This window comes from Magnetospirillum sp. WYHS-4 (assembly GCA_039908345.1).
Taxonomy (GTDB): Bacteria; Pseudomonadota; Alphaproteobacteria; order Rhodospirillales; family GLO-3; genus JAMOBD01.
In genome coordinates, this window is sequence record JAMOBD010000168.1 from 1 (window position 1) to 1,657 (window position 1,657).

Genomic DNA, 1,657 nt, shown 5'->3' on the forward strand with positions numbered 1-1,657 from the left:
CAACCGCTTTCGGTATTCAGGATTGAAGGGATCCGGCTTGCGAAGCAGGTCACGCAGGTCACGGGCCTGGACCAGAACCGGATCCTCGGTATCCTTGTCGGCTTCCCGCTTCGGTGCGGCGCCGTTTTCGGACGGCCGGTCGTCCCCGGCCCCGCCGGCGAGGGTGTCGGCGCCCGCGTCGCCGTCCGCATAGAGGGCAGGGACGGAGCCGCGTTCGGCGCGGCGGCGTTCGATATGGGCCAGGCGGCGTTGGCGGTCCTCGTCCTCGGGATCGTCGACGCGGGCGGGTCCGAGGGGACGGGCGTCGTTGCCGCACTTCTCCGGCGTGCAATCCATGGTGTCGGAGGAGCGACGCTTTTCCCATTCGTCCTTCAGCACGCCCACCGGAATCCGTTCCGGTTCCGCATCGCCGATCAGGGCCCGGCGGGCGCCGTCCGGCAGGTCGTGGCCAAGCAGGCGGCGCAGGTAGGTGTCGGCCAGGTCGGGCGCCCTTTCCTGCAAGCCCTGGATCGTCGCCCGTGCGCGCCAGGGCCGTCGGGCCTTCCATGCGGATCTCGCGGGCCGTCCACCGCCTTGGCGATGTGAATGTTGTCCTCGCCGGGCACCTCGGGCAGGCCCTTGCCGTCGCCGCCGACCTTCAGGAAGGGCTGGCGCCAGACCAGCTTTTCGTCGCCCAAGCCGCCATGGACTTGCGCAGCGAGCGGATGGTCTCCCCGCCCGGATTAAGAACTCCGTCCACACGGAGGCGGTTGCGGCTCTGCCAGGACTTGATGCCGTCCACGTCTTCGTCCTGGAGGGTCCCCTGCGGCCCCTGGTAGCGCCCGAAGGACCCCAGGTCCCCATTGCCCAGCAGGGACTGCACCTTGATGACGTCCCGCGGATCGTTGCGCCGCCCCGGCCCCACCGGGCCATCCAGGGAAAAGAAGCTGGCGGGGCGGGCGCAGTCAATCAAGAATTCTTGCCACGGATGGACACGGATGGACACCGATGCGAAAGAGCGGGAAACGCTCATCCGTGTCCATCCGTGGCCCATTCCCTTGACGGGGCGCGGCGGGCATGGTGGGGAAAGGCGGGTTCCGGGCGGGTTTCTGCGCCTTTTGCGATGGTGCCCCGCAAGGTTTCGGGCTATACTGCCGGGGCGTCCGTCCGTTGTCGCGGAAGCGGGCCGACGGGGTGCTACAACACCGCCGCCGGCCCTGACCATAACTGACCTTCATCGGAGGTAGTCATGGCTATTCATGACTTTAGCCCAAGCCCTTCCTTTTCCCAAGCGCCGCCCTCGGGCCGCGCCGGATTTGGCATGGCCACGGGTTAGGACGGGGGTGGGGCGGGCCGGATCGGCACCCCATGCCCCCCGGCCCGTTTCCCGTCCCCGTCCCGCCCCTGGGCGGGGGATGGACATGTATCGAGCTTTGCTGGCGGCTTTGTTGTGGGCCATGCCGGCCGTCGCCGAGACCCTGCCGGGTCCTTATGCGGCCGAGATTCTGCGGGTCATCGACGGCGATACCTTCGAAGCCCGCATCCGCCTGTGGCTGAACCAGGACTTGGTGCAGAAGGTACGCCTGGCCGGCATCGACGCCCCCGAACTGACCGGCCCCTGCCCCGAGGCCGGCCGGGCGGCGCGGGCCCGGCTGGCGGAACTGCTGGACGGGCCGGT

The 1,657-nt window shown here is 69.1% G+C and carries 3 protein-coding genes; 1 reads left to right on the plus strand and 2 read right to left on the minus strand.

Features of this window, described 5'->3' with window-relative positions:
* Together H7841_18645 and H7841_18650 are read right to left on the minus strand one after the other, a co-directional pair.
* Positions 1–501, minus strand: a 501-nt coding sequence (locus tag H7841_18645) for a hypothetical protein (protein MEO5338877.1), incomplete at its 3' end; no start/stop codon positions are given.
* A gap of 136 nt (positions 502–637) precedes the next feature.
* Positions 638–952, minus strand: coding sequence for a hypothetical protein (locus tag H7841_18650; GenBank protein MEO5338878.1), 315 nt, complete (start codon positions 950–952; stop codon positions 638–640).
* Positions 953–1,400: 448 nt separating this feature from the next.
* Between H7841_18650 and H7841_18655 the strand changes: the two genes are divergently transcribed.
* On the plus strand, positions 1,401–1,657 hold a 257-nt coding region (locus H7841_18655; GenBank protein MEO5338879.1), incomplete at its 3' end, for a nuclease.